Below are 22,169 nucleotides of genomic sequence, written 5' to 3'. Positions count from 1 at the left end.
CCTTTTTGAAATCATCTACTGATTTTGCTGATTTCGATCATATCCTGTCTGTTTAATTTCCAACCATTCCTGTAAGCCTAGTCGGTTTAATTCTTTTATATAGGCATCCCATTCTTCTTCAACTTTGCCGTTAGTCATCCATTCAGCTCTTTTTCTATTCACATAAGCAAACAAATCGGTTTCAATTGTTGCCAGCTTGTCTAATTCTTCCAGTGAGAAAAATACTTTTGGATACGTATTTTCTGCTTTCATATGAGGGACCATGACTTCCTTCATTAAGTCTAGTCTCCATGCAGCATCATCTGGCTTCGTAGTAACTGTGCCATAGTATTCATCTAAAATAGCTAATGGTCCATTGATGCTCGTTTTTTGTCTTAATTCAACAGGGGCAGTGCCTTCTAACGGCAAATGCTTTAACATATTTTTTTCTTTATCAAACTCAAAAATATTTTGCTGCTTTTCATCCCCATATGTTCCCCAGTTGTTTTGAACCGATTGTTGCGGGTCATATAATTGATCAATCCATTTTGCTGTTAATTCCAAGTTTTTATTTGCACTTGTTATGACCATTCTGCCTCTGTCAAAGCCCATACCGTTCGTTCTTGTTGCATTAATATGACCGTCAGGACCCGCTAATGGCGACATTAACTGATATTTATCATTCATGCCTGTAATATTTGCTTTATCCCATGTGAAGTACATGCCATATCGCTCATCTTTTCCTTTAGCAAGATATGTGTTCCAATCATGCTCAAATGCCTCGATATCAATTAAACCTAATTTATATAAATCAGCAAAATAAGCAATTGCTTCTTTGTAGCCCTCATCAGCTGCGGTAAATAATACTTTCCCTTCATTGCTTACAACCGTGTGATCCCAATTATCACCTAATCCAAAGGATCCAAATAAGAAGGCAGGATCCTCACCGCCATGATTAATGACAAAGGACATTGGGATTTCATCAGCTTTTCCGTTTCCATTAGGGTCCTTGGTTTTAAACGCAAGTAATACTTGTTTTAACTCCTCTGTAGTTTTTGGCATTTTTAAGCCTAATTTATTTAACCATTCCACGTTTATCCAAGGAAAATCATCAATAGAGTGGATATTCTCCTTTCCTGTTCCTAACTCCTCAATCCATGGAAATGAATAAATATGTCCGTCTGGTGCTGTCATCATTGCTCGGTACTCAGGTGCAGCCTCTAACACTTTCTGAAGGTTTGGCATATAATTGTCTATTAAATCCTCGACCGGAATAATTGCTCCGTCTTTTGCTAGTTTTAGTAAATCATAGTCACTATAACCCGCGTCCATGATTGCATCAGGGAGATCACCGCTCGCAACCGCCAAGTTCCTTTTCTCAACAAAAACATCGTTTGTATAGTTCTTCCATTCAATATTGACGCCTGTTTTTTCTTCCAATCGCTTGTAAATTAATTTTTCATTTGGATCCTTTGGAGCTAATGGTGAGCTTTGGGTGATAAACTTTAATGTCACCTCTTCCTTTAATGGAAAAGAAACCTTAGAAAGCTCATAATCCTCTGAGGAAGATGTGCTTTTACTGCTGCATCCAGATAGTAATAAAAATGCAATAGCAGTAGAACACACCATTTTTCTTACATGTTTCATAATATTTTCCCCCTATTATTTTGTAAGTGTTTTCATAATTATTTATAAATTGGTCCATTATTTTAACGAACCAACCATAACACCTTTTTCAAAGTATTTTTGGAAAAATGGATACATCACAATTAAAGGAAGACTTGAAATCACAATAGCTGAGTATTTGATCATTTCTGAAACCTTGGCTAGTTCAGCCATCGCTAATTGATCACTAATCATTCCAGGTTCTGCTTGGTTTTGAATTAAAATTGATCGTAAAACAAGCTGCAATGGATGCAGTTTAGGGTCTTCAAGATAGATCATGGCATCAAAATAGGAGTTCCACTGACCAACAAAGGCATATAGTGCTAATACAAAGATGATTGGTTTTGACAGCGGTAACACTATTTTAAAGAAAATGAGTAAATCGGAGGCCCCATCAACCTTTGCTGCTTCATGCAGTTCTGTAGGTATTCCTTTAAAATAAGTCCTAGCCAAGATAATATTCCAAACATTCACTGCTCCGGGGAGCAAGATGGCCCATATTGTATTTAGCATTCCTAAATCTTTTACAACCAAATAGGTTGGAATTAAACCGCCGCTAAAGAACATCGTTATCAAAAATAGCGTCATAAAGAAATTTTTCCCAACAAAACCGTTTACTGATAACGGAAAAGCCGCAAAAACAGAGACCACAACCGTTATTACCGAAAAACCTACTGAATAGATCATTGCATTTATAAACCCTTTAATCATGGCATCATCAGATAAAATCCGCTTATAACCCTCAAGACTCCAATCAGATACTTGAAAGGAAATACCTTTATTTAATAGCACGGTTGGATCCATGAAAGAGGCAATCACAACATAAACCAAAGGAACCAAAATAACTAATACAGCTAGGCATAAGAAAACACTATTTAATGATAAAATGATGCGATCCATGCGTGTATGTTTTATCAATTCAAAAACTCTTTTCTTTTAATAGAGACCTTCACCTTCATTTAATTTTTTGACAACAAAATTCACAACAACCAGCAGAATCACGTTGATAACTGAGTTAAATAACCCAACAGCAGTTGAGTAGGCGTAATCACCTGCTTGCAGCCCTACTTTATAAACATAAGTTGGCAGAATTTCAGATGCCGGTAAATTCATGGCCGTTTGCATTAAATAGGCTTTTTCAAAACCGATTGCCATGATTCCGCCAGCACCAAGTATAAAGATTATCGCCATTAATGGCTTAAGTGTCGGCAGATCAATATGAATGATTCTTTGCAAAATATTAGCACCATCAATTGTTGCTGCATTATGAAGTTCTGGATCCACATTAGCTAGTGCAGCAACATAAACAATGGATGACCAGCCGGCCGCTTGCCAAATTCCAGATAGAATATAGATTGACCTGAAGTATTCCGGCTCAGACATAAACATCACCGGTTTTCCTGTGATAAAGGTAATGAGATTATTAATCGGTCCTGTCGGCGATAAGAAAATGAACAACATCCCTACGATGACCACGACCGAAATAAAGTTTGGTGCATATAAGATAAGCTGAATATTTTTCTTAACTGCGTTTCGGCGGATTTGATTAAGCATTAAAGCTAATATTATAGGAATTGGAAAGCCCAACAGTAACCCATATAAACTTAGCTTTAGCGTACTCATAAAAATCACTTCAAAATTTGGCGATGTCAGAAACTCAGTAAAATGTTTAAGACCAACCCATTCACTGCCTAGAATGCCTTTAATCGTACTAAAATCCTTAAACGCAATAATCGCTCCATACATCGGAACATACTTAAAAATGATCGTTAGAATAACTGCAGGTGCAATAAGCAAGTATAGAAAATAATTCTTTTTCATATACTCGATCTTGCTTTTGACTTTTGTGTTCTTAACGGTTTTGACTGGCACATTGTTATCAGCCTTTACCTTCGCTACTTCTTGCAAAACTGTTACCCCCTTTGTGAAAAAAATGAACTGGTTGGTATCTTTCAGAGAAACCATGCAGAAAGCGATTTCAATTTTTCACTTTTTGTTCATTTGTTTTCACCAACATTATGTTCTCTTTGTGGTTTCAACTATATCAAACAATTAAAAAGGAATATTTCAATATTTTCGGGTGGGGATCTTCAATTTTTTTGGATGTTTGAACTGAAAGATAAAATCAGTTTAGATAGGATGGGAAGTTCGTTCATTTTATCTTAGCAAAACCAATATCAGAAGAAGAACCAAGTAGATATTCTTTTTTTCTATGAAAAATAGACAGATCACTTTCGCCAGAATAAGGTTTGTTTTTCAACACACGTATGAAAGCAAATCTTCTTCGAAAATCTTGGGTTAACCTTTTATTGCTCGTATAAGAGGCAATTCATACTTGAAAGGCTTGGAGTTTTGTCTTCATACCTCAGGTGGGAGGTAAACTAAAGTTGGAATGAAGACTAACGTCCTTCAACTCTATAAATAAAATTTCTAAAACTCAAAACTGCGCCAAAACGCAAAGTTTTTTCAGAGTGAAGAAAATTATATTTCCGTAACTAAACAATAAAAAATCCTCCAGTAAAAAAACTAGAGGAAATCTATTTAATATCATGTAAGCTCTTATTAATTTTTTCAACAGCCTCATCTGCAGAGGCTTTTACATCCTTTCCGCCAATCCCTACATCTTCAAACAATTTTTTGATCGCATCACTTACCACAGGGTAAGCTGGTGTAACCGGCCTATTCTTTGAGTAGGTTTGGGCTTGTTGGACAAAAATATTTTTCGGATAGGTTGTAAGTTCAGGAAATTCTTGGGCTACTGAATATCTCGCAGGGAGATCACCTGTTATTTCTACATACCTTTTTGATCCTTCGTAGCTTGTCACATACTTAATAAATTCCCACGCTTCTTTCGGATATTTCGACTTTGATGAGATGCCCAATGCCCATCCGCCGTTTGGTGCAACTTGGTTTTTCGCCTTTGGCAGCGGGGCTACTCCATAATCTTCACCCAGCTTAAATTCAGGAAAGTTCTTTTCAAAATCAACTAGTGTCCAAGAGCCTAATACTGTCATAGCTAGATGACCTGAGACAAAAGGATCTGGCGGCAATTCTACAACAGCTACTTTATGCTTATGATAGAGATCTTGATAAAATTGGAGTGCTTCTAACGCATTTGGTGAATTTAAATATCCATCAGAATTGTCCGCCTCTGGACTTAAAACATCTGCACCAAACTGCCATAAAAGCGGAATTTTAAAATAAGCTGGTGACTCGCCATCGCTAAAACCTTGTGCAGGATCGATCCCATAAATACCCTTAGCAGGATTATTGAGTTTTTTCGCAATTAACAACACTTCACTCCACGTCATCGGTGAATGTGGGTCGTTTGAAGGAAAAGGCACGCCCCCCTCCTTAAATAAGTGCATATTATAAAATAACGCCACTCCCGACTCTACTACTGGAGAAAGGAAAATTTCATTTTTATATTTTAAGCCCTCCAGCGTAGAAGATGGAATATCCTCAATATTTCCTTCTGTCTTCATATAGCGGTCAATCGATAATAGTGATCCTGAATGGGCATATAAAGCTAGGTTCGGGCTGTCTATTGACATGATATCCGGAGGGTTTCCGGCGGCTATTTCTGTTCTCAATCTCAGTTCATAATCACCATACGGAATGGAAACCATTTGGATATCAATTGAAGGGTGAGCTCCTTCAAAAGCAGCAATAAGCTCTTTATACGCATCATTTTCTGATTTTGTCCCATAATTTCGCCAAAAGGTAAGCTGTATTTTATCACGGTCACCATTAAGACTTACATCTTGTTCTACTTGATTACTCGAGTACGTTTGGAAAAAAGAAAAAGTATATCCTCCAATAACACATATAAAAACAATAAAAATAATAATAGCGGTTCTTTTTTTCATGCGGCCCCTTACCTTACGCTTTGATTTAGCTGTAGAGACTTACGGAATTCAGCTGGTGTTTGACCAAAATGCTTCTTAAAAACAGTACTAAAATAACCGGAATTTGAAAACCCTGCCAGGTATGCCACATCTATAATTTTCAGCTGTTCGTCCTTCAAAAAATCCCTGGCATTCATCATTCGCATTTCAACAAGATAATCACTAAAATTTTTCCCGATATGCAGTTTAAAGATTTCCGATAAATAAGCACTATTGATATGGAATTTTTCAGCTAATGTAGTTAAGGATATTTCACTTGCATAGTGCTTGTCCAAATAACGGCGGACATTTTCGACGATAACCGCCCCATTTGAAGAATAACGGGCTTCTTTTACTTTCTCAATAATCAATCTTGCTAATTCAATCAGTTGCTCGATAACTTTTTTATGAACATTAAGCTCCCAAATTCGTTGTTGGCAGCTCCAAATCAAGTTATTCATTTCGTTCGTATCAAGATCATATTTTGTTGCAAGAGAACCTAATAAAAATAAAATTCTGTTGGCAACAAATGAGAAAGACATCATGGAATGGTTATTGGTCTCACCTAAAATCGACTCTATATTCTTCTTAAATTCATCATAATTGACACTTTCAATTGAATTCACCAATTTTTTCTCAACTGTAGAAGAAAACTCAACAATTTCTTTCGTAATTGTCCCATCAATCACTTGAGAATATGTGCCGGGCTGACTTTGGCTCCAAGAAAGCAATGCAGAAATATAGCCGGTTTTAAACTCTGTAATCCCCTTCACAATTTTGCCAATTCCAGCAACCGTCTCCACGTTTAAATATTTCTTCACATTTCTTTGAATGGCATGAATAATGCTGACTGTTTGATTTTGATGTTTAGAATCAATCAGGTAGATAAAATGGAGCATATTGGCATAGTTCGCATCATAAAAAGTATACGTTCCTTTATAACTCTGAGCGATTTCCTTGCACAACATCGTAAATGGCAGCCATAATTCTTTAATTAATTCTGGGTTGGAATCAGAAGCTCTAATTTCAACTGTAAAAAACTGAACACGTGCATGTACATTAGCAAATTCCGCTAACTGAAGCTGTTGTAATCTCTCCATTGCCATCGTGATCTCAGTCCATTCTTCTTTGACTAAATGAAGCAAATATTGCTGTTTCATTTCTTCTAACTGATTGTGAACCAATCTGTTCATTCTTTCCGTTTCAAGTTGTTTTTTCTTTTCTTCCTCTATTTCAGACTGTATTCTTTTTAAAGCATCAACTAGTTCATCAGGAGCCACCGGCTTTAATAAATAATCTTTTACTCCTTGTACAAGGGATGTTCTGACATATTCAAAATCAGAATAACCAGATAACACGATCACTTTCACTTTTGGATGTTCAATATGACATCTCTTAACAAATTCAATCCCATCCATGATTGGCATTCTGACATCTGTTATAACAACATCAACATCCATTTTCTTTAATAACTCAAGTGTTTCGTGTCCATTTGCAGCTTCACCAACAATATTGAAGCCTTCCTCCTCCCAATCAACCTTCATTCTCAGCCCTTTACGAATTTGAATTTCATCATCAGTGATGATAACCTTCATCATGTATATCCCCCTCTGCAACTTTTATACACAATGTAATGCTCGTACCTTTCCCCACTTCAGATTGAATATTAAAAGTAAAAAGATCCCCGTAATATAAATGTAATCGGCTGATGACATTTTTAAGCCCTATGCTGTGGCCTCTGCTTTCTAATACAGGTGTCGTTTCATTCTTTTTATCGATTTTTAAGATGTCACCGAACACCTCATCAGACATTCCTGCCCCCTTATCTTCTACTAGAATAGTAAGGAGATCTTCTTTCAATTCGGTTTTGACTTTGATTTCTGCTTTTGTTTTTTCTATAAAACTATATTTAACAGCATTTTCTACAAGCGGCTGGATAATAAATTTAATAATCGGTATCCTTTTTGTAGCTGCATCTTCCTCAATTAGGTATGTGAGAGCACCTTCATACCTTATCTTTAATATCTCTATGAAACTTCTGATATAGGTGATTTCTTCACCTAATTTGACTACGTCTGTTTCAGTGTTTAAAGAGTATCTCATCATCCTGCCCAAATAGATGCTTACATTCATCACTTCTTTCTTTTTCCCTTGGACGGCTAGCCCTCCAATAATTTCAAGAGTATTGTTCAAAAAGTGAGGATTAATCTGTAGTAATAACGCTTTATATTCAGCATCTTTTCTGCGAATATTTGCTTCATATTCTGTTGCGATTAAATGATTGAGTTGTTCAATTGTCCGATTAAAAACCTTTATCACATAACCGACTTCATGATTATATGATTTAATTGGAGGCATGACTTTTTTTGCTGCGGCAAAGTCTCCTCTTTCAACAAACCTCATTGCTTTTGTAAGTCTCCCTAAAGGACTGACAATATTAGCAGAAAGCAAATATGACGTAATGATCGTTAATAAAAAAATTAAGGCACTTATGATGAACAAATTCTTTTGCAACTGATTGATTTTGCCAAATAACTCAGACTTGGTGATTTCGCTAATAAGAATCCAATCTCCAATTTTTAATTTTTGATAGAATACAAGGTAATCCTCACCATTGTAACCTGTTTCTATTAAGCCCTTGTCCTGCCTGCCGGTGGTTATTTTCTTAAAGCTTTTATTAATGACATCCTTTGGTGTTTGTACTTGCCCCGATAAGACATTTATTCCTTGTCGATCTAATAGATAGACTCGACCGCTTTCTCCCAGCTTGATTTTACTTAAGGCTGTTTCAAGTAAATCTGAGGGAAAACTAACTTTAATAATTCCAGATAACTTTAACATATTCATATCAAACAAAGGGATCAGATAACTATTCATGTTCTTTCCACGCATTTCTTGATGAAGCTGAAAAGCATCCTTATGTGTTTTCACCCATCTTTGATCATTAGCTAAAAAATCTTTGTACCATGTCATGTCATTTAATGACGGTATATTCCCCCAAGTACCTGTGCCATCATTTAAAAATACAGAAATCGACATTCCATTTGAATTATTAACCATCATCGACGAGAGCTGCATTTTCAATTGGTTCTTTATTAATAACCGCTGTGCACTTGATACATTTTCCCTTTCTTTTTCAGTCTTTAACCACTGTTGAGTTGCTTGATTGACGAGGACTTGTTTTCCAAGATCTTGTGCTTGGGTGGTAATGGAATCTATGAATAGTGAATACTGATCCATCATTTCAACTGTTGAGTCTTTTGTTTGGTCTTCAATGACCGATGTAAACCAAGTTGGAATAATGATAGACATAAGCAAGAACGGGATGGTTAGTAATAACGTAAAGATAATAAACAGACGATTTCTTAGTGAAAAAAACATTTGCCCCTCCTAGAGAAACTCCTACAAATGATAAGCAACCGTATTGTCTTATTTATCTTAGTCTCTCTATTTTCAGTATTTGTTTTTTTATAAATTTATCATAGCCTATCAAATCTTGCCATATGATACTTTTGTTGCTCCTACGTTATACTTTTTTCAAATTCACTTCAGAGTTTATTGGATCTCCACCCTCTTAAGTTAGAAATATATAATAAACTGAACTGCTATTATAATATAAGCAATTAAGTAAACACTTCTTTTAAATGAGAGAAGCCCTTATAAAACTGTCCATTCTATTAGTCATTATTATTGGTTTATTGGTCTTAGCAGGTACCATTTTATTAGGGGAAAAGGTGCCCATCATTATGACGAAGCAAAAAAGGGGAGTATCTCCAAGCTTTCAAGGATTTATATTATTCTAGTAATATTGTGGTCATCTGCTCTTTGCCTTTTTTAGATGGTTCATATTAAGCTTCCTTTTTTTTTGCGTGGTTCTTATTTTACTTAGTAAGAATTTTTTTCATATCACTAGAAAAAATCCAGATTCAAGATGAACTGGATTTTAATTAATATTAACTTCACATACTTACTTTACTGACTAAGTCCTATTATGCACCTAAATGTTTTAATAGTTCCTTATACTGTTTGAAAGGAAATCTCTTATTATCAGGGGTTCGTAAACTTAAAAAAGAGGCTTCTCCTTCACAGTACCATCCAAATTCAGGATCAAGGGTAAATTGAATACCTTTTATAGGATATCCAATTCGATCGATGACCTCCTCTTGAATGAAATCATCGGGAAATAGCGCCAATGACCGCCAGGCTGCTTTTGTTTTTTGATGGATTCTTTCTAAATCATCAGCAGCCGTAATGGCCATAAAGTTGCTAAGCAATATGTAAGGTGCGGTTGGATATTCAGGCACTTGCTGAGCAAGAAATTCGCCTAGTGCTTCAACTTCCTCATAACGCAGCACAGCAGCATGTGGATGTGAATCATCGAATTTTCCAATTTCAATCCCGTTCGGAGCCGAAGAATCATAAATTTTCAATGAAGTGCTCGGCAAATAATCACCCATCTCCAATATAAGACCGGAGTCCTTCGTTATTGGGAACCGAATTGGATTTTCGTATTCATAAGCGAAAGGTTCATCGTCTATCACGAATTCATTTTCCCAGACTTCCGGATCGGTTTCGAGAAAAAAATAATCGATCCAAAACTCCCTATGTTGGAGTGCATTTTTCCATAATTTATTCAAGTTTTTCCCCTCCCTATCTCTATTATAATATGAAGCCGGTATCGATCATAGATACCGGCCACATAACACATTATCACAATCTTAACTGGCATTATATCCCTTCGGGAAAACCCCCACTCATGAAAGTCTCCCTTTATAGACCGAATAATCCTCTGATTACAGAGAAGAGAGCCTTTACAACGGCTTTTTTATCAGCTTCTGTATAGAAGCTATAGGTGACTTTTGTACCTTTTGAACTATATTTGCTTACCCTTTCATCGCATTTAAAAGAAGTGCTGCATGGTTGTTGTTCAACATAGATTCTTCTTACTCGATCAGGTGTGATGCCATTATCTTGAAGCCAATGATCCATCATTCCCTCAGCATGCACTCCTTGGCCCGGTACACCTTGATATTTTTCAGGGTTTGACCTAATTTCATTATGCGAAACATTGCGGAAGGTTTTTCGTTGAACCTGACCGTTCTTATCTACATATTCGACTGCTGCATAGGTAAATGCACCATTGAGAATAGCATTCTTCCTTCTGTTATTCGGTGCATTTTTTGCATCTTCTGCCCGTTGATTAATAACCATCAAGCTTAAATCGGTGCAGCCATACGGAACCTGACCTGATACGTTTGGATTCTTTAATGCTTTCGTACATTGATTTTCCTCACCGCGTTCCTTTGCTTTCGTTCTGACATGTGCCTTTACCTCAGCTGCGATATCTTTAGTAGCTGTTTCGGCTTTAGTCTGGGTCTGAGTTGTTTCTTCTTCCCCTTCAAAAACATCGGATTTTGAAGCCTGATCCACAACTGCTGCTGTACCAACAACCGCAACGGTTCCAGCAACTGCCCAGCCTACCGCTTCAGCAGTAATTGGAATTAACACAACAACGAAGGCGAAATGGCCGTCATATTCCACGTTTGTGATCGGATTTCCCCCTGCAAAGGCATATGGGTTGTTTGTATATGGATCCGTTGTGAGGCTCATATCTGATAATGCCCCGTTGTACATATCTCGGCTCAAGAAACGGTTTAAGCCTGGATCGTAATTCCTGAAGCCCATATCATATTGCTTGGTTGCAGGATCCCAGCGTTTTGAATTATACCTGTAATTGTTATAAGGCTCTTGATCGGGATTGTTAGGTTCAGGCTTATCAACGCCTGTAAATGCCTTTTCATCATTTTGCCCGTAAGCGGTATATCCATAAGTGGCCCGGGTGCTCCCATTCTCATCTGTCAATGTTTCAACATCTGTATGAGGATTGTAGCCATAGTATGAATCCTCATGCTGTTCATTGTCGGTATATTTGACCATCGACAAACGTTCGCCCCATGGGGAGTACTGATAGGATTTCGTAATCTCTCCGGCAATTTCCTCATTCAGCACATTATCTGAGAGACCAAGATAGTTGAAATTAGTTGTTTTTGCGTCTTCTTTCTCTGCATTAACCGTTTGGCTCACTGTCCGATCTAACGGATCATACGTATAGCTTGTAACCTCTGTATTTCCCTGTTCGTTCAACTGTTGATGCTCGGATACTCGGTCAAATCCATCATATTTATATTTTTCAAGCTGTTTATCATTGGCTGTTACTGTATCTAACCGGCCTGTCGGATCATAGTTGTAATTTACCGTGACACCGCCTGTTTCCATTGTTTGGAGACGGTTGCGGTCATAATTGAAATTCGTTTTTTTGCCGTCAATCGTTTCTTCAATCACATTGCCGTTCGCATCATGCACATAGGTTTCGGTTTTTGCATTATCACCGGTCTTCGTGTATTCAACAATTTGTCCCATCGGATTGTACCTATAAGAAAGCACACTATTGACCGATTTATTGTCAGCGTCAAGCATTTGAAGGGTATCTTTCACTTTATGACCGTCAGCATTGTATTCAAGCGAATGTTGATTTACAATCGTGCCGTCAGGCTTTTTCTCTGTCTGTTGTTTTAGTAAATTATCCCAGTAGTAAGAATAGGTAACAACGTTGCCATTGCCTTTTTTCTCCTGCTGCTTTAATCCGTTCTTTGTATACTCATAAGTAGTGACCTTTGGTTCATTGCCATTTTCCTTATTGGTTACTTTTTCAACCTGATTTAATTCATTAAAAACATACTCTGATATATCTTGATCATGCTGTCTTTTAATTGCATTCCCATTGACATCATAGGAATATGTCGTCGTATGCAGACTCTTTCCGTCTTTTAATTCCTCGACTTTCAGGACCTCATTTAGTTCCGTATAGATCATTTCATAAGTGTCCGTTTTTGATCCTGAGCTTGAATCGGTCATTTTAATTAGATTAGCATTGGCATCATAGTAGTAATCTAATTGTTTGGATTCTTCGTCTTTCGTATTTCCTTTGTCTCGAACTAACTTAACGGCATCTGCTATGACTGTGCCATTTGCTTTGTCGGTAAGAGTAAGTTTCCCAGTTTTCTTTTCATCAAAGGTATATTTACCAATTGAAACCCATTCTCCGGCATTTTCCTTCTGATTAATCGTTTTTTCTTCTGTTCCTTTTTCGTGTTCAATCGTAAAAGGAGCATCACTTGCTGAGTCAGTCCTGGCAGGATATTTAATATAAACCGTATACTCACCTGATTCGGGAATATGCAGCTTCCAGCTAAATTGATCCTGTCCGTTACCTTTTTGGCTATAAAAATAGTTATATCCGTGATAGCCTTTTTCTGCGTCAGCTGTTTCCCAATTATTCGTTGACTCTATGTTTTGCTTGTCACTATTATCGACAAGAGCAACTTTTTCGCCTACTGGGAATCCGTCATCTGATTTAGACTTTAATTTCCCGTCCGGATAATATGACCAGCTCATTGTACGACTGCTCGAACCTCCTGCACTGGTAAGAGTCCGTTTCGTCTGCAATCCATTCTCATTGTATTCAAAGCTGGTTTGGATATCCCAAGGATCACTCGAACTTTTCACCCATCCGTTATCAAAATAGGTATACGTATTGTCATTTCGAACTTTTTGACCCTCTGAAGAAGGCGCACTTACCTTCATTAAATTTCCCACTTCGTCATAATACTTGATCAGCTTATGTGTTTCACGATCACGCGGGTTATCACTGGATGGATCAATTGGATAGATGATTTCTTTTTCTCTGTTTAAAGCATCGTAAACAATTTTTTGTGTGAAATCGTCCGTATCTGCTGTTTCCATTCCTCTTGGAGCGATTACTTTCGTCCGATTCCCAACTTCATCGTACTCATAACGCATGACGGCTGTTTTTCCTTCTTCGTGAGGAATCCTCATTTCTTCTACCAAACCGCGTTCATCATAAACAGTCGTTAGGGTTCGGCCCTCTTTATTGACAACTTGAGTTCGGTTGCTGTCATGATCATATACATATTTGATACTGCTTCCTTTTGAATCAATTTCTTCTATAACACGATGATTGAGATCGAATTTAGCTTGGGATGTATAATCATCTTTTTCTTCTGTTTCATTTCCTATTGGTTCGGTTATTTTTACGGTGTTTCCTACCTTGTCATATTCATAGGTAATTTTGTGATTTTTACTGTTCGTAGTACTGATCAACTGATCCAGTTCGTCATAAATATAAGTTGTTGTAAAATCAGTTGGATCGTCAGTGGATAAATTCCCTTTTGGCTCTGTTTGTTTGACAAGGTTGCCTATGAGATCGAATTCGTAAGTTGTTTTTCGAACAGGTGATGAATCGGAATCTTTCGGCTCATTTGCAGCAACCATCTGATCGACTGCATCGTAAGCATAGTCTGATTTCGCTCCATTTGGTGCTATTTGACTGATTACATTATCATTTTGGTCATAAACTGGAGCAGGTGTGACGATGTATTCTCCCTTTTCTTGATCCTTAGGAACTTTACTTGTGAGTGGGCGGTTGAAAACATCGTACGTATATTCACTTTTCTTCCCTTTGGCATCTGTGATGGAGAGTACTTCGCCACGCTTCCCATATTGATAGCGGGTTTCTTGTTTAAGCGCATCGGTAATCATCGTTGGATAGCCATTTTGATCATACCCATAGTTCTGTGCATCAGAATCTCCATAAGTGGTAACGCCGCCGTTAGCATCAGTGACCGTATTCAGCAGCCCTGTCTTTCCATAATAGGTGTAAGTAGTCGTGTAATCTCCTTGCTCTTCAGTTGCATTTCCTTTTGGATCCGTGACAGATAACAAATTGCCCGTGCTGTCATAGGTAAACGTATGGACACGGCCTTCAGGACTTGTTTTTTTCACGAGGTCAGCGACATGGCCACCTTTGGAATATTGATATTCCAATTTTTGCGATTTTCTTTTAGAAGGATCTTTAATAGCGTTATTAACAGCATCTATTTTTGACACTAACAGTCCATTGTCTTCATATGACCAGCTAGTTACAGCTCCATTTGGTTCCTCAAGGCGATCTACATTATGATCGTCATCCCAGTGCATGCGGGTTGTTAAATTTTTGGCATTTGTAATCTCTGTTGGATTTCCATACCCGTTCATTCGATAGGTTGTTTTATGTGTAAGTGCATCGGTAACTGTTGTGATTACTTCTGAATCATTGTTAGGCGGATTATCTGTGTCTTCATATTCAAAACGGGTTACTCCCTTTAATCTGTCGACCATTTGTTCAATTTTTCCGTTATCCTTGCCATTTTCAATATAATGAAACTCTGTTTTATTGCCGCGTGGATCGACAGCAGACACCATTTTCGTATGGATGGATTTAGAGTCATAGTCAAACTGGAAAATTTTTGCGTCCTTTGTTCCAGCCCCATCAGTGATTTGAGCAAGAGTGCCGTTACGTACATCCTCGCTTTTATCGTTGTAGGTAAATTCTAATGTCCGTCCTGAAATATCCTTAATCGTTTTGATTTTATCTAAGATTTTTGGGTTTTTTGTTTCATCCTTGGTGTAATAATCAATTTTTAATGTTTCTCGTTTAGAAGGATCAATTAGCGCGGTTAAAAATTTGGTAGGTTTCTTGTTAGAGTGGCGCTCTTCATACACAAACTGCATTTCGTTTCCATTCTTATCACGTGTTGCAACCTGGTACCCATCTTCATCAAAAATAAATTGGGTCCGATCAGAGCGGGTAAAGATCCATTGACGTTCTTTCTTATCAGTTTGAATCATTTCCAAATACAGATTAACTCCAGCAGGTTCTACGTACTCAGGCTTATCTGCCTTTGGATCTTTAACGTAAAAAACATGTCTTGTACCGTCTCCGTCAGTTAAGGTAACTTCACGCGGAGGTTTATTTCCATTACCAATAAATTCAAGCGGACTACCAAGCTTCATAATGTTAGAAGCAGAAATTGTCCATCCATGACCAAGAGGAGAGTCAGAGGTATCTAAGCTATTGTACGTAAATCGTATAAATGTCGATAGCCCCAGCCCTGGATTATTAAATGGATCATAGCTAAAAACCATGTTTCCATTATGCAAATTCACCATTGCTGTTGAACCAGCACCGGTATTTTTACCGAGATACTGATAGAACTTTTCTAATCCAATACCATTTGACGCAGGATCTTCAATAACCACAGGATAGTCACCGGTTTTTGGCCCACCGTTTTCTGAAAGCCATTCCTTGTTCTTTTGATGATAAAAATCCCATTTTAGGATATATTCATCAGGATGATTCCCCTGTGAGCTTTGAATAGGTGTTTTTACTTCAGCTGTAACGGTAATCGATTTTCCAGGAGCAATATCTTCTGGTAATGATGTTTCTAAGCGATTTCCATCTTTGGTTACATCCTCTCCATCGGGAAGTGTCCAATGATAAGAAAGCACGAAGTCCTCCGCTTTCCAAATGTCATTCGTAATGTTCGTAATCTTCACTTGAACCTTATATGGATTTTCGTTACCAGGAATCATACGAGATTGAGTATATGATGCTTCATATGCAGAAGATATGTACTCTTCCTCATTACCGAACCAACTATTTAAAATATTTCCCAACTTGAACTTACTTGATATGCCGAAGTTTTCAAAGTCGGTTTTATTAAATACGTTCTGCACCCCATGAGTTGCAAAAGCTAAGTTAGGCTGGCTCCCAATAAAAAACACAAAAATAACCAACATTAGCAACAACCGTCGAACTGTTCTTTTCCTATTCATATTAACCTCCTAATCAATCAATAAATTTAGTAATTAGTAAATACCTAACTTCCCCCCCTTATTACGTTTTCAAGACTATCTATTACAGTTTAATGAGATTGGGATTTTATACCAAGTTAGCAAAGACCTATTCTAACAATATTTTACAACTTCCTCCAAAAACAGGATAAAAGTAACAAGATGTGAGGATTTTAAGATGCCTTTTATACAGATTTCCCTTATAAAAAAAGTCGAAAAACCATATTATTATGAAGAAGATGAGGGGGACGATGCCGTCCGCATTAGAGTGAAGGTTAATGTATCCATGGAAGCAAAAGAGTCGGAAGTATACACATAACTAGGTAACTAGGAGTTCATCAAACTTCCATAGATGACTCCTTTTAAGCCATTTTTTATCTTGGTTACCTTTAGAAACGAAATCCTCCATTTCCTGCGAAGTCGAACATTGTACCTGCGTAAAAGGTCATTAATTTATCTGAAAAAGGAGCAACTACAGAATTTGTTATTTCGGGATCTAATAACGGTTAATTATTAAGCTTTTTCTTTCATATGGTGATAATCCAAATCCCTTTTATTTCTAAGTTGTTTTTAAATAGCCTTCATTTTGAATATCAATTTCAAATTTTATATCCATTTTCAAATTTGGGTAATATTCTGATCGCCAGTTTTTTAACTCTTTTCGGCTGATTTTGTTCCGGAAAAATTGCCCTAATCCTAAAATATCCGCCTCACTTTTTTGCATCGTTGACAACATCCCCTTAAATCGATCGGCAAGGAGTGTATTCAGTTCTTCTTCAATCATTCTCGCGGTTGGATCTCCTCTTGTTTCCAGTACCACTACCTTCAAATTCACCAAACTTTTCATATAGGGCTTTTTATCAGTCAGTTGGCTTTTATGGTGCATCGTATTACCAATAATCATGACACTTGCATGATTAAGTACTTCAATTTGTCCGTGGGTGCTCTCCCCGTCAAATGCATTAAATAATAACGTTTCATCTGCGGTAATTTGTTCAACCATTTTTCCATTTTTTATTATGGCTGATCCAACTTGTTCAATGTTGGTTGTAATTCCTGTCTTAATTATTGGTATCGCAACATCACGTGTAAAGGAATGAATACTTCGGTAAACCTCCCACACTCTTGTAAGGGCGATTTGCGGATTCCATCCGGCATTTCTTTCAAAAAAGTCAATCATGGTGGTTCCTTCGGTCCCAGAGGACTTTTGTATGTTCGAGAAGAATTCATTCATATCTTCATTACAAATTGCTACTAACGCTTTTTGGGAAACTTCCCGTGATCTCATAAAAGCCGAGATGATGTCTTTTACCCCCTTCTCTGCTGTTTCTCTCTCAATTAAAATCACTTTTACATGAAGTAAATCCACACTGCTCTCCATATTTTTACTGATTGTATCGACTGCCTTTGTAATCGTTTCTCCTATTGCTGAGACAATTTTAATTTTGCCAGCTTCTCCGTTAGGATCTGGTATTTTAAGAAAAACTTTGTACTGTTCTTCAACCATTGTTATACCAAGGACAACAGGAAGCACCCTATGATTGATATCTCTATTATCCCAGCAGCCACATAAAGTGATGATCATACATATCAGGCAAATCATTTTAAATCGTTTCATGTTTATCCTTCCTCTTTAATCGACGTCCAAAGAAATAGATCGAAACGGGCACAGCGATAAGAACGTAAAACCTTAAAAAAGTATTCCACCAAAATAATTGTTCAACATCTTTCCAGCTCGTAATCATAACACTAGAAAAAAAGATGCAAATAGAAAGGAAGATCGCCAAGTAAACAGGTTTAATTGACGGCAGGTAATTGTTTATAATGCGACTAGCTGTCCACATTATGAGTGAAAGAAAAATCATAATAAATGCAATTAAACTTAATAGGAAAAACATAGTAACCCTGTCAAACATCAGCCAATTAATATCTATTGCATCTACGACTACAACGTACGGGAGGAACATCGTTGATGCTGTGGCTTGCCCAAAGGTAAGAACAGGAATATAGACTGAAAAAACAAAAAAGGGAATAAGAATTATTGCAGCGACTAAAACGCTTCCTCTTTTATATGAAAAATAGGGCTGAACGAAACCGAGAAATAGAAAACCTCCAGTAAAGGCAAAGAAGCTTTCATAATAAGTGCGTTTTTTTAAAAATTGAAAATTAGAATCAAAAGGTATGGTATAACGCCAATCGACATTTTGAAAAGAAGTAAAGAAGATCACAATAATAATTGGCAAAAAAAGAATTGCGAGGAGCAAGCCTGTCCTAAAAATGACTTCAACCCCATTTACTGACAAGTATGTTGAGATTGACAGCAACAGCAGCAAGATTGCCCATAAAGGTGTATTTGATAAGAAGACAATCGTAATAATTTCAGAATAAGCTCTAGCTGTAATAAAGATAATCATAATGAAATAAAGCAACACAGGTACAACAAATAGAGCCGAAGCCCATTTGCCAATACTTGAATAAATAGTAATGATATCTTTTTTCGGAAAAAAGCTCAGCCCTTTTATATAAATAGATAGAAAGATAAAATGGACAATAATCCCTAACACAATCGGCAGCCAGTGACCCTGGGATGTACTATCTACCACATTACTAGGATACATAAAGAAAATAAGGCCCAAATGGCTGAGGATATAGATCAGCATGACATGATAGCTTTTATCCATTATTGGTTTCATTCCTTTTATTCGTAACATCAAGATATGATTTCCCATATGTGTTAAGGCTTGCTAAGTAAGCACTGACGAATACAAGACCTGTAACAAGGCCTAAAACACCAAAAATGGCCGATAATATTACAATTGCATACTTAAATAACCTGATTGAAATTGAATTTTGAAACCCTACAATTGTTGAATTGGCGATAGTAGTAGCTGCAAGGATAATAATTAGCAGATTACTGACTAATTTCGCTTCTACAGCTGCTTGACCAAGAATAATCCCGCCGACCATTGTAATTGTTGGCCCAATGGTTTTTGGAAGCCTCACGCTCGCTTCTAGAATCAATTCAAGAATGATAAGCATAATCATCATCTCAACTATTGCTGGGTATGGAACACCTTCACGGCTCTGGGCAACTGATAATGCAAGCTTGATCTGCAGTATTTCAGGATTAACAGCAACCAGTGCCACATACAAACCTGGGAAGACCAATGTCACTAAAACGCCGATAACCCTAACTGCCCTAATGGCAATCATAATTGTTAAAGGAAAGTTTCGATCATTTTCCATAGCAAACATATCCCAAAGCATTCCAGGTAATATAAGTGCAAAGGGCATTTGATCAACAAAAAGGATCACTCTTCCTTTTTTTAACAGTCGACTTGCATGGGATGGGAGCTCAGTTGGATTAAATTTGGATACAGCATCCCATGAAGGAAACTCCATCATTTTCGAGAGCCCTTGTAAATCACTAACATCCATTATTATATTTTTCTTAATATGACGCTTAATATTATCAACAAGCCCATGATCAGCTTGGCCATCGATATAAAGTAAGGAGAGTTTCTTTTTTTGAATTTGCCCAGTTGAATATGTAAGCACAGAGAGAGTGTCTGAATTGACTTGCTTGCGAATAATGCCAATATTTACATTTATATCCTCTGTGAATGAATTTAGCGGACCTTGAATCACATTTTCATTGGAAGGGAGATCAATCGAGCGACTAATCATTTTGGAAACAGGTTCCATGATCAGATACCGATCGATATTTTCAATCACAATAATTAACTTACCTTCGTAAATAGCTGAAATCGCACTCTTAACATCTCCGTCGATAAACTCACCAAGCAAACACCATAAATCCTCTGAAGTTTTGCCTTGTAAAAAGAAACTTTCTGATTGCTTTTGGAGGATTGTCATCGTTTTTGTAAAATCAACTAGTGTCTTAAATCCTAAGAGAATAACAGCAGTATCAGCCAGGTAATCCCGCTTATAAATAAAATCATCATTTGCCTTTAACACTGCTTGAATTTCATCTGCCATTGGATTCATAACAAATTCCCTTCATAAAGAAATATTATTAATTTCCTCTATTTGGGCAGTTTTTATTCTATTTGTGACTAAATGCCGTCAAAACCTATGCTGCAGCGAATGAAATAAGATTTAAAATCATTCCGACAAAGCGCCAATTCTTAGATATCCTCTAAAGCTTTTAATGTCATATCCCGAATCTTAATCCGGTTCATATAATCCTTTGCAACAAGTTCGGTGTATATTAAGTCAAAAAGCAAAAACAGGGGTAAAGTTGGAGAGATGTTCTGACCCATATGCATATTACTCTTGCTCATAACAATAAGGGTTAAATTGGCTAACTGAGAGAGTTCAGATGTTTTATCACTCGTGATTGCCATAATTGTCGCACCCTGCTTCTTGGCAATTTTAATCGCATCCATAACTTCTTTAGTTTTTCCGGAAACAGAAATGCCGATGACAAGACTGTTTTCTGTGCTTAATGCTGCATCCATCACAGCTTGATGGGGATCTGTAATCGCCTCAACTTGGACTCCAACTCGAAAAAACTTCCATTTAAACTCTTGGGCTGCGATTCCAGAGTTACCTATCCCATAAACATGAACTTTTTTTGCGGTTTTTAAAAGTGTAACAGCATGCTGAATATCATCATAGGTCATTTTCCGAAAAGTCGTTTCGATAATTTCCAAGTGATTTTGATAGAGTTTAGAAAAGTAATCAATCTCCTTGATGCCGCTCGCTGCGGATGGTTTGTTTCTTAAATCTAGATATCGTTTTAATTCATGCTTAAATTCATTAAAACCTGAAAAGGAAATCTTTTGACAAAACCGGGTAATCGTGGCAGGAGATATATGAATCTTTTTCGCTATTTGACTAATCGATAATAAACTGACCTCATCAGGATTTTTGATAATATATTTTGCTAATTCAGCCTCAGAACTTGTGAACTTTTCCATCGTACACGCGATACCATGAAGAAGGTTTTCACCGAGATATTCCATATACTTTCTCCTCTACAAGTTAATATCCATATAGTATACAAGATGATAACCTATATTTTTAGTTATATGGTTGAAAACTATTAAAAAGGATGAATGCATTCATAAAAAAAGGACAATCCCCTAAGACATACTATACAGGATTTAAAATTCCTATATAATCGAATGGGGACTGTCACTATTGATAAAAACTTTATTTCATAGCATCCACAAATTTTTTCGTGATAATCTGTGGTCTTGTAATAGCGCTGCCCACGACAACAGCATGCACATTTATATCAAGCACGTAACGAGCAATTTCTGGAGTTGAAACATTACCCTCTGCGATCACCTTTGCGTTTTTCACATGTCGGACAATTTGTTTAATAACCGAATAATTATGATCATCAATTTTTAAGCCTTTCGTTTCTTCTGTATATCCGTATAATGTTGGTCCCACTATATCAAATCCTAACTTATCGGCAAAGATCGCTTCTTCAACCGAAGAGACGTCAGCCATCAGCAAAATGTGTGGATACTTTTCTCTTATGCCTTGATAAAAAGTCACCAAATCACTGCCATTCGGCCGAATTCGGCTCGTGGCATCAGTTGCGATAATTTCTGCTCCCGAATTTGCTAAGGCATCAATCTCTTTCATCGTTGGGGTAATAAATACAGGATGATGTCCGTACACTTGTTTTATAATGCCAATCACTGGAAGATCTACTTGTTTTTTTATTTCCACAATGTCCGAAACGGAATTAGCGCGAATTCCAACTGCCCCGCCTTCTTTTGCAGCTAATGCCATTCTTCCCATAATGAACGAACTATGAAGCGGTTCATCTTCTAACGCTTGGCAGGAAACCACTAAGCCATTCTTAATCTGTTCTAACACTTGATGCATTAATAACACGTCCTTATG

14 protein-coding genes are annotated in these 22,169 nt (G+C 37.1%); 1 reads left to right on the top strand and 13 read right to left on the bottom strand.

Annotation, left to right across the window (positions count from 1 at the left end):
- Positions 1-15: 15 nt before the first annotated feature.
- From WQ54_RS26605 to WQ54_RS26570, 8 genes are all read right to left on the bottom strand, one after another.
- Complete coding sequence (locus WQ54_RS26605; protein ID WP_046589013.1) at positions 16-1,626, bottom strand: ABC transporter substrate-binding protein; 1,611 nt, start codon at positions 1,624-1,626, stop codon at positions 16-18.
- Positions 1,627-1,683: 57 nt separating this feature from the next.
- Positions 1,684-2,544 (bottom strand): carbohydrate ABC transporter permease, encoded by an 861-nt coding sequence (locus tag WQ54_RS26600; protein ID WP_046589111.1) that lies wholly within the window; start codon positions 2,542-2,544, stop codon positions 1,684-1,686.
- Positions 2,545-2,580: 36 nt separating this feature from the next.
- The gene (locus WQ54_RS26595) at positions 2,581-3,465 is read right to left on the bottom strand and encodes a sugar ABC transporter permease (protein ID WP_231597660.1); all 885 of its coding nucleotides are present in this window, start codon (positions 3,463-3,465) and stop codon (positions 2,581-2,583) included.
- 716 nt (positions 3,466-4,181) lie between these two features.
- Complete coding sequence (locus tag WQ54_RS26590; protein ID WP_046589009.1) at positions 4,182-5,513, bottom strand: sugar ABC transporter substrate-binding protein; 1,332 nt, start codon at positions 5,511-5,513, stop codon at positions 4,182-4,184.
- An 8-nt stretch (positions 5,514-5,521) separates the two neighbouring features.
- The gene (locus WQ54_RS26585; protein ID WP_231597657.1) at positions 5,522-7,129 is read right to left on the bottom strand and encodes a response regulator; all 1,608 of its coding nucleotides are present in this window, start codon (positions 7,127-7,129) and stop codon (positions 5,522-5,524) included.
- Entirely contained in the window at positions 7,107-8,912 is a 1,806-nt protein-coding gene (locus tag WQ54_RS26580; protein WP_046589007.1) for a sensor histidine kinase, read from the bottom strand. Before WQ54_RS26580 ends, WQ54_RS26585 begins: the two co-directional genes overlap by 23 nt.
- A gap of 608 nt (positions 8,913-9,520) precedes the next feature.
- Positions 9,521-10,168 carry a hypothetical protein gene (locus WQ54_RS26575; RefSeq protein WP_046589004.1) on the bottom strand — a complete coding sequence of 216 codons (648 nt, stop codon included), beginning with the start codon at positions 10,166-10,168 and terminating at the stop codon, positions 9,521-9,523.
- 133 nt (positions 10,169-10,301) lie between these two features.
- Positions 10,302-16,265 carry an RHS repeat-associated core domain-containing protein gene (locus WQ54_RS26570; RefSeq protein WP_052737988.1) on the bottom strand — a complete coding sequence of 1,988 codons (5,964 nt, stop codon included), beginning with the start codon at positions 16,263-16,265 and terminating at the stop codon, positions 10,302-10,304.
- Between the two features lie 196 nt (positions 16,266-16,461).
- Here WQ54_RS26570 and WQ54_RS33980 point away from each other — a divergent pair, with 196 nt between their 5' ends.
- Positions 16,462-16,602, top strand: coding sequence for a hypothetical protein (locus WQ54_RS33980; RefSeq protein ID WP_156178160.1), 141 nt, complete (start codon positions 16,462-16,464; stop codon positions 16,600-16,602).
- Between the two features lie 240 nt (positions 16,603-16,842).
- Here WQ54_RS33980 and WQ54_RS26565 read toward each other — a convergent pair whose 3' ends face one another.
- The 5 genes from WQ54_RS26565 to WQ54_RS26545 form a co-directional block, all read right to left on the bottom strand.
- Positions 16,843-17,901 (bottom strand): Ger(x)C family spore germination protein, encoded by a 1,059-nt coding sequence (locus WQ54_RS26565; protein ID WP_046589002.1) that lies wholly within the window; start codon positions 17,899-17,901, stop codon positions 16,843-16,845.
- Positions 17,888-18,964 (bottom strand): GerAB/ArcD/ProY family transporter, encoded by a 1,077-nt coding sequence (locus WQ54_RS26560; protein WP_046589000.1) that lies wholly within the window; start codon positions 18,962-18,964, stop codon positions 17,888-17,890. The genes WQ54_RS26565 and WQ54_RS26560 overlap by 14 nt, the downstream gene beginning before the upstream one ends.
- On the bottom strand, positions 18,957-20,291 hold the full coding sequence (locus WQ54_RS26555; RefSeq protein WP_046588999.1) for a spore germination protein: 1,335 nt from the start codon (positions 20,289-20,291) through the stop codon (positions 18,957-18,959). The genes WQ54_RS26560 and WQ54_RS26555 overlap by 8 nt, the downstream gene beginning before the upstream one ends.
- Positions 20,292-20,431: 140 nt before the next feature.
- On the bottom strand, positions 20,432-21,271 hold the full coding sequence (locus WQ54_RS26550) for a MurR/RpiR family transcriptional regulator (protein WP_046588998.1): 840 nt from the start codon (positions 21,269-21,271) through the stop codon (positions 20,432-20,434).
- A 190-nt stretch (positions 21,272-21,461) separates the two neighbouring features.
- Positions 21,462-22,151 (bottom strand): N-acetylmannosamine-6-phosphate 2-epimerase, encoded by a 690-nt coding sequence (locus tag WQ54_RS26545; RefSeq protein ID WP_046588995.1) that lies wholly within the window; start codon positions 22,149-22,151, stop codon positions 21,462-21,464.
- Between the last annotated feature and the right edge of the window lie 18 nt (positions 22,152-22,169).

Origin of the sequence: Bacillus sp. SA1-12 (genome assembly GCF_000981385.1) — a bacterium.
Taxonomy (GTDB): Bacteria; Bacillota; Bacilli; order Bacillales; family Bacillaceae; genus Metabacillus.
The sequence above is the reverse complement of the archived record's forward strand: the minus strand, read 5'-3'. Positions and strand labels throughout refer to the sequence as shown.